The sequence below is a fragment of the Caulobacter sp. B11 genome (genome assembly GCF_002737765.1).
GTDB lineage: Bacteria > Pseudomonadota > Alphaproteobacteria > Caulobacterales > Caulobacteraceae > Caulobacter.
In genome coordinates this window covers 1-6,937 of the sequence record NZ_PEGG01000149.1, presented here as the reverse complement: position 1 = coordinate 6,937, position 6,937 = coordinate 1, and the positions used below count along the sequence as shown (strand labels likewise).

Annotated in this window: 7 protein-coding genes and 2 pseudogenes; all 9 read right to left on the bottom strand. The window is 66.7% G+C overall.

What is annotated here, in order from left to right; genetic code table 11:
* Nucleotides 1-224: pseudogene (locus tag CSW58_RS07420) on the bottom strand (PTS sugar transporter subunit IIA); the annotation flags it as partial.
* A gap of 187 nt (nt 225-411) precedes the next feature.
* On the bottom strand, nt 412-1,041 hold the full coding sequence (gene hpf, locus CSW58_RS07415; protein ID WP_099446860.1) for a ribosome hibernation-promoting factor, HPF/YfiA family: 630 nt from the start codon (nt 1,039-1,041) through the stop codon (nt 412-414).
* A 49-nt stretch (nt 1,042-1,090) separates the two neighbouring features.
* Entirely contained in the window at nt 1,091-1,702 is a 612-nt protein-coding gene (locus CSW58_RS07410; protein ID WP_099446859.1) for an exopolysaccharide biosynthesis protein, read from the bottom strand.
* A 177-nt stretch (nt 1,703-1,879) separates the two neighbouring features.
* The gene (gene rpoN, locus CSW58_RS07405; RefSeq protein ID WP_099446858.1) at nt 1,880-3,373 is read right to left on the bottom strand and encodes an RNA polymerase factor sigma-54; all 1,494 of its coding nucleotides are present in this window, start codon (nt 3,371-3,373) and stop codon (nt 1,880-1,882) included.
* Nucleotides 3,374-3,516: 143 nt separating this feature from the next.
* Nucleotides 3,517-4,284: an LPS export ABC transporter ATP-binding protein gene (lptB, locus tag CSW58_RS07400; RefSeq protein WP_099446857.1), complete on the bottom strand. Its 768-nt coding sequence runs from the start codon at nt 4,282-4,284 to the stop codon at nt 3,517-3,519.
* A 3-nt stretch (nt 4,285-4,287) separates the two neighbouring features.
* Complete coding sequence (locus CSW58_RS07395; protein ID WP_099446861.1) at nt 4,288-4,818, bottom strand: LptA/OstA family protein; 531 nt, start codon at nt 4,816-4,818, stop codon at nt 4,288-4,290.
* An 11-nt stretch (nt 4,819-4,829) separates the two neighbouring features.
* Nucleotides 4,830-5,465: an LPS export ABC transporter periplasmic protein LptC gene (gene lptC / locus CSW58_RS07390; protein ID WP_099446856.1), complete on the bottom strand. Its 636-nt coding sequence runs from the start codon at nt 5,463-5,465 to the stop codon at nt 4,830-4,832.
* A gap of 11 nt (nt 5,466-5,476) precedes the next feature.
* Entirely contained in the window at nt 5,477-6,094 is a 618-nt protein-coding gene (locus CSW58_RS07385; protein WP_099446855.1) for a ribonuclease D, read from the bottom strand.
* Between the two features lie 255 nt (nt 6,095-6,349).
* Nucleotides 6,350-6,937 (bottom strand): annotated as a pseudogene (locus CSW58_RS07380) (ATP-dependent DNA ligase); the annotation flags it as partial.

The following is a 6,937-nucleotide window of genomic DNA, read 5'->3' as shown; positions in this document are numbered from 1 at the left end:
GAATTGGCCTCGGGCGGCGCGAACAGGGCGACCAGCAGGTCGACGGGCTTGTCGTCGACCGCGCCGAACGCCACCGGCGTTTCCAGACGCACGAAACACTGCCCGCACCCGATCCAGACCCGGCAGCCGGGCGTGAGGCAGGGCGACGCCTGGCCCACGCCGGTCGAACTGGCCGCCTCGCGCTCCATCAGGCCGTCAAAGGCCGCCTCGGCGTCGACGCCCAAGGCGCGGCGGCGACGTCGGCGATGACATTGAGCACCTGACGCTTGTTCGCCGCGCTCACGCGCAACGAAATAGCGCCCGGATCCAGCAAATCCCCGATGGTCATCAAAGTCGTAAGCTCGCTCGTTTGCCGGTCGCCGTGTCGCCACGGATCCCACCGAAACGTACCCAACCTAGATTGCGGTCAGGTTAGCGTGCGGCTGACCCGTGCCCATTCAGCGACGTCGTGCGTTCAGGGTCGATCCAGCCGATATTCCCGTCTGGCCGCCTGTACACCACCGACAATCCATCGTGAGCGGCGTTCCTAAACACGATTGCCTGGGACTCGGTCAAGTCCAGTTCCATGACCGCCATGGAAACAGTCATGATCTTCAGCGAGGCCTGGGTCTCGGCGATGATCATGGCCGAGGGCGCCCCGGCCGGATGGTCGTCCTGGGCGTCCCAATCCTCGTCGCCCCCGTCATCCTCGGGGGCCCGCAGCACATACATGGCCGCGTTCTCGGCCTGCTTGGCGCTGGCGGCGATCGAGTGACTCTTGAGTCGTCGCTTGTAGCGGCGAATCCGGGTCTCGATCTTGGACAGGGCCTGATCAAAGGCCATGTGGGCGTCACCGCCGGACCCATGGCTGATCAGTTGCTGACCGGAGGCCAATTTGACCGAGCAATCGGCGCGGAAGGCATAGCCCTCTTTGCTGATCACGACCTCGGCGTTGCCGCCACGGTCGAAATACTTACCGATGCTCGAAACGATTTCGTCGGAGACTCGCGCTCGCAGAGCCTCACCAACGTCGACATGCTTGCCGGAGACTTGGACTTGCATCCCGTAACAACGCGCCCGCCGGGCGTCGGTGTCAAGCGTGCTGAAGGCCTTAGAAAAGACCCGAAAAAAAGCTGATCAGTTGGGTGACCGCGGCGGTCACCACGCCGGCGCTCACCACCAGCAAGGCGGCGCTGGCGGCGGCCATGGCGTAGCCAAGCAGGGCCAACAAGCCGTCGCGCTGCAATAGGGACAACGACAGCACAGCCACGGTCGCGCCGGGCAGAAGATTGCCCAGGGGGATGGGCAGAACCAGCACCATGGCCAGCAGGGTGCAGACCACCCCGACCATCCGCTCGCCCAGGGCGCCGAACATGATTTCCAGGCGGGGACGGGTCACCAGCTCCATCCAGCGGACGATTGGCGTCAGCTTGCGGAACAGGCCGCGAAGCTCGGATCGCTTGATCGGCCGCTCGACCAGGCGGCGCGGCAGCCAGGGCGCATTGGCGCCCCAGGCCACCTGCGGGGCCAGCAACAGGATCGGCAGGCTGAGGATGGTCGACGATCCGGGCGGCAGCGGCAGGGTGTTGAGCAGGCCGAAGATGAACAGCATGGCCCCGAAGGCGCGGCTGTCGAACGCCAGCAGCATTTCGCCCACCGTCAGGGTCGGCCGGGCGTCCTCGCCAAACCCTTCAATCACATCGGACAGACTATCAATCGGCATTGGAAACCCGCGGCTACGTCCCCATAACGCAGCAAGTGGCGCTTGGCTCGCGACACGATGATGTCGCCGCGGCCGATACGCCGAAATTTTCGGCGGCCTCGCCGCCGTACACGCACTAAAGCCTTGATGCAGAGACCCTTTTTCCGCCCCTTTGATGTCAGGTGCGGCGAAATCGCCTCAGCAGGACTCCTTGATCAGGCGCCGGCGCTCGACCGACGAGGGGATGCGCAAGGCTTCACGATACTTGGCCACGGTGCGGCGGGCGATATCGACGCCGGCGACCTTGAGGATCTCGACGATCGCGTCGTCGGAGTGGACGTCGGCCTCGCGCTTCTCGGCCTCGACCAGGCCCTTGATCTTGTGGCGCACGCTGGCGGCCGAATGGGCCTCGCCGCCTTCCGACGACTGGATCGCGGCGGTGAAGAAATATTTCAGCTCGAAGACGCCGCGCGGGGTCGAGACATACTTGTTCGAAGTGACCCGGCTGACGGTGCTTTCGTGCATGCCGATGGCGTCGGCGACGGTCTTGAGGTTCAGGGGGCGCAGATGCTCGACGCCATAGGCCAGGAAGCCGTCCTGCTGGCGAACGATCTCGCTGGCGACCTTGAGGATCGTCTTGGCGCGCTGGTCCAGGCTCTTGACCAGCCAGTTGGCGCTGGCGAAGCAGTCGGAGACGAAGGTCTTTTCCTGGTCGCTGCGCGCGCCCTTGCTGACCCGGGCATGGTAGCGCTGGTCGACCAGGACCCTGGGCAGGGTGTCGGAGTTCAGGTCCACGTGCCACATGCCGCCGAGTCCCTCGCGGATATGGACGTCGGGAACCAGGGTCTGGGCCGGGTCGCTGTGGAAGGCCGCGCCGGGCCGCGGGGTCAGGGCGCGGATCTCGGCGATCATCTCGCGCAGGTCCTCGTCGTCGACGCCGCACAGGCGACGCAGCGACGGCAGATCCCGGCGGGCCAGAAGTTCCAGATTGTCCAGCAGGATGGCGATGGCGGGATCGTAGCGGTTCTGGTCCTTGAGCTGCAGGGCCAGGCATTCGCGGACGTCGCGCGCGAAGACCCCGACCGGCTCGAAGCCCTGTAGGACGGCCAGAACGCCTTCGACGAAACCGATGTCGCAGCCCAGGCGTTCGGCGACCTCCTCGAGGTCGACGCGCAGATAGCCGCCCTCGTCGACGGCGTCGACCAGAACGCCCGCCACCACCGTCTGGGACGGGGAGAGCCGGGCGACGCTCAGCTGCTCGCAGAGATGCTCGCGCAGGGTCAGGTCGCGGCTGAGGGCCCGCTCATAGCCCTCGTCGCTTTCGAAGCTGCCGCCCGTGCCGGCCCGCGACCAATCGATCTGGCCGCCGGCCTGTTCGGCCTCGGCCCCGTCCCCCGTGGCGCGTTCGCCGGGGCTGACATCGTCGGGCTGGGCGTCATTCTCGCGGCTGGCGGCCGCGTCGGACACCGAATCCAGGCCGAGATTTTCCGTCGGACGCTCGGGCTCGCCCTCGCGCTCGGTTTCGGACTCGCGGTCATCGCGTTGGAGCAGCGGGTTACGCTCGAGCTCGCCCTCAATGAAGGCGTCCAGCTCGATGTTCGACAGTTGCAGAAGCTTAATCGCCTGCTGCAGCTGCGGCGTGATGACAAGGCCCTGGCCTTGCCGAAGCTCCAGTCGGTGGTTGAGCGCCAATGCGCCCTCCTGGCAAATCGAACAATGTTTCGATGGCCATTGAAGGGCAGTCTGGTTAACGCCAAGCCAACGCCTGCAAAAAGCGGGCCGGTGCGACGTTCGGTCCGATCCGGCTCAGGATTCCTTGCGGAATAAGGGCGCGGTCAGGTGCGCTCGGCGAAGCTGTCGCCCAGATAGACGCGGCGGACTTCGGGATTATCGACGATTTCCTTCGGCGAGCCCTCGAACAGCACTTCTCCGGCATGGATGATCGAGGCCCGATCGATGATGTCGAGCGTTTCGCGGACATTATGGTCGGTGATCAGGATGCCGATGCCGCGGCCCTTCAGATAGCCGATGACCTCGCGGATGTCGGCGATCGCCAGGGGGTCAATGCCGGCGAAGGGCTCGTCCAGCAGCATGAACGATGGTTCGCTGGCCAGGGCGCGAGCGATTTCCACCCGCCGCCGCTCGCCGCCCGACAGCGCCACGGCGGGCGACTTACGAATATGGGTGATGTGCAGCTCTTCAAGAATGCCGCTGACCGCCTCGCGCGCCAGGCGGGCGTTGGGCTGGCGCATCTCGACCACCGCCATCACGTTCTGCTCGACCGTCATGCCCCGGAAGATCGAGGCTTCCTGCGGCAGGTAGCCGACGCCCAGACGGGCGCGCTGGAACATGGGCTGGCTGGTGATGTCCTCGCCATCCAGATAGATCGAACCGTAGTCGACCCCGATCAGGCCGGTGATCATGTAGAAACAGGTGGTCTTGCCCGCCCCGTTGGGCCCCAGGAGCCCGGCGACCTCGCCGCGCTTGAGGCGCAGGGAGACGCTCTTGACGACCGGACGGTCGCCAAACGACTTGCCGATGGAATCGACGAACAGGCCGTCGCTGTCGGCGGCCGAACCGCCGGCGGAGGGGATCTGGGCCATGGTCTAGGGCTTGCCGGCGGCGTTTTTCTTGGCGTCGGGATAGATCACCGCGCGCACCCGGCCGCTCTTGCCGCGCCCCTTGGCGTTGGATTCCATCTTCACGTCATTGGTCCGCACCTTGATGGTCATGCGGTCGCCGCGCACCACGTCCTGGCCCTGGACGGCGACGACATCCCCGCTGATGGTGATGGTGTCGGCGGCGTACTGGTAGACCGCCATATCGCCGCGCACCGCCTGCTCCTGGGTGACGTAGAACACGTTGCCCTCGGCGACGATGCGGTCGGCGGTGGCGCTGCAGCCGCCGTCGCCGGAACGTTTCTGGTAATAGACCGTCATGCGGCTGGCGCGCAGGCGGGTCTTGTCCTGCAGCACCTCGACATTGCCCCGCCAGATGCTCAGGCACTGGCTGTTGAGCACTTCGCTCTCGTCAGCCGAGATGTCGACCGGCGCGCTGGAGTCGCTGACCGCCTGCGCGGAGGCCGCGCCGCCCGACAGGCCCAGGGCCAAAGCCGCCGCCACGATCCAAGGCTTCATCAATAACGTCCTCATCTGTCGCCGCTCGGCTGTCGGTCGATACGGGCGCGAACGCCGCCCCGGAACACAATCCGATCGCCCCTCTCATATACGGAGTAGGCCTTGGATTGCACCTGTCCAATCGGACCCTCGCCCTGCAGGCTGGTTTCGCCCGTGATGTTCCCGGTCTTGGTGTCGGCCAGGGCTTCCTCCGACGCGAAGCGGTAACCCATGCCGTCGTCCAGCCGAACATCGCCGATCAGTTGCAGCTTCAGCGTTGTCTCGTTGTAGACGCCGCGGTTGGCGTTGAGCCGTGTCGGCGCCTCGGTGCCCACGCCCAGGGTCAGGGTCGGTGTGTCGAGGAACACGCGCTTGAGATCGACCTCGTCGCGCACCGCCGAACGGGCGGTGATCACGAAAGCGCGGCCGTCGCTGGACTGACCATAGAAGCGCGGCGCGATCATCCGGATCTGGGCCTTGGCTTGGTCGGGCTTGCGGTCGCCGGCGGTCAGGCTGCGCCAGGCGGCCTGGCCGCCGGCGCCGGCCAGGATCGCGATGATCGTCGCCGGCAGCACCACCCGCGCCAGGCGCACGAGATGCGAGCGCCGTCGCCAGCGCCTCAAATCGCGTTGAAAGGCGCCCCTGTCGCCCGCGGCCGTCGCGCTCATTGGTCCAGCCCTCAGGTATGCGCGAAGATGTCGACGTCTTCCCAGCCCGCCAGGTCCAGCGCCGCGCGGTGGGGAAGATAGTCGAAGGCGGCCTGGGCCAGGCCCATGCGGCCCTCGCGCACCAGCATGGCGTCCAGGCGAGTGCGCAGGGCGTGCAGGTGCAGGACGTCGGAGGCGGCATAGGCCACCTGTTCGGGGGTAAGGGTCGCCGCGCCCCAGTCTGAACTTTGCTGCGCCTTCGACAGCTCGACGGCCACCAGTTCCCGGGTCACGTCCTTGAGGCCGTGGCGGTCGGTATAGGTGCGGGCCAGCTTCGAGGCGATCTTGGTGCAGTATACCGGGGCGGTCATGACCCCCAGGTGCAGCAGGAACATGGCGATATCAAAGCGCCCGAAATGGAACAGCTTGAGGATCGTCGGATCGGTCAGCAGGCGCTTGAGATTGGGCGCGTCATAGGTGGCCCGGTCCAGCCGCACCACGTGCGCGTCGCCGTCGCCGCTCGACAGCTGCACGACGCACAGCGGATCGCGGCCCAGGCGCAGGCCCATGGTCTCGGAATCGATGGCGATCGCGGTCGCCCCGGCGAAGACGCCGTCGGGCAGATCACCCTCATGAAGGAAATTGGCCAAGTCGTTCTGGTCTCCGCGCGTCGGTCCCGTCGCACGGACGTCCGAAATTCCCGACACGCCTACAATATGGGGCGCCGACACTATAGGCCAGATGAACAGGATATCTATCGCAAGGACAGGTTGGCGCCGCGCCGCCTTGTCTTTCGACGCCGGGGAGGCCGAGTGGTCGCTCTGAACCCGATGGACGGGAACGGCCTCGAGAGACGATGGGCCAGGCGCATGCCGATCCAGGAAAGCCGCCCAGGGGCGCGGGTTTCAGCCCCTGCCCAGCCGCTTGATCGCGACCTCCAGGGGCCGCGCGCCGGCGCCATAGTCCTCCCAGGCGGTGAGCGTCTTCACGAGGGCGGGGATGGTGCGCACCGTATATCGCGCGGGGTCGAGGCCCTTTTTCACCTGGCCCCAGGCAAGCGGCATGGAGACCGGGGCCCCGGGCCGGCCGCGCGGCGACAGCGGCGCCACCGCCGTCGCCATCCGGTCATTGCGGAGATAGTCCAGGAAGATCCGCCCCGTGCGGTCCTTCTTGGCCATGGTGATCAGATAACGGTCGGGCGACTCGGCGGCCATGGCCTTGCAGACGTCGCGGGCGAAGGCCTTGGCGGCGGGCCAGTCGACGCCCTTGGCCCGCACCGGCGTCACCACATGCAGACCCTTGCCGCCAGTGGTCTTGCAGAAGCTGACCAGGCCCAGGGCCTCGAGACGATCGCGGATCTCCCGCGCGGCCGCGATGACCGCGTCGAAGGCCACGTCCGGGGCCGGGTCAAGGTCGAACACCAGCCGACCGGGCTGCTCGGGATGGAAGGGTTCGCAGTTCCAGGGATGGAGCTCCACGGCGGCGGTCTGGGC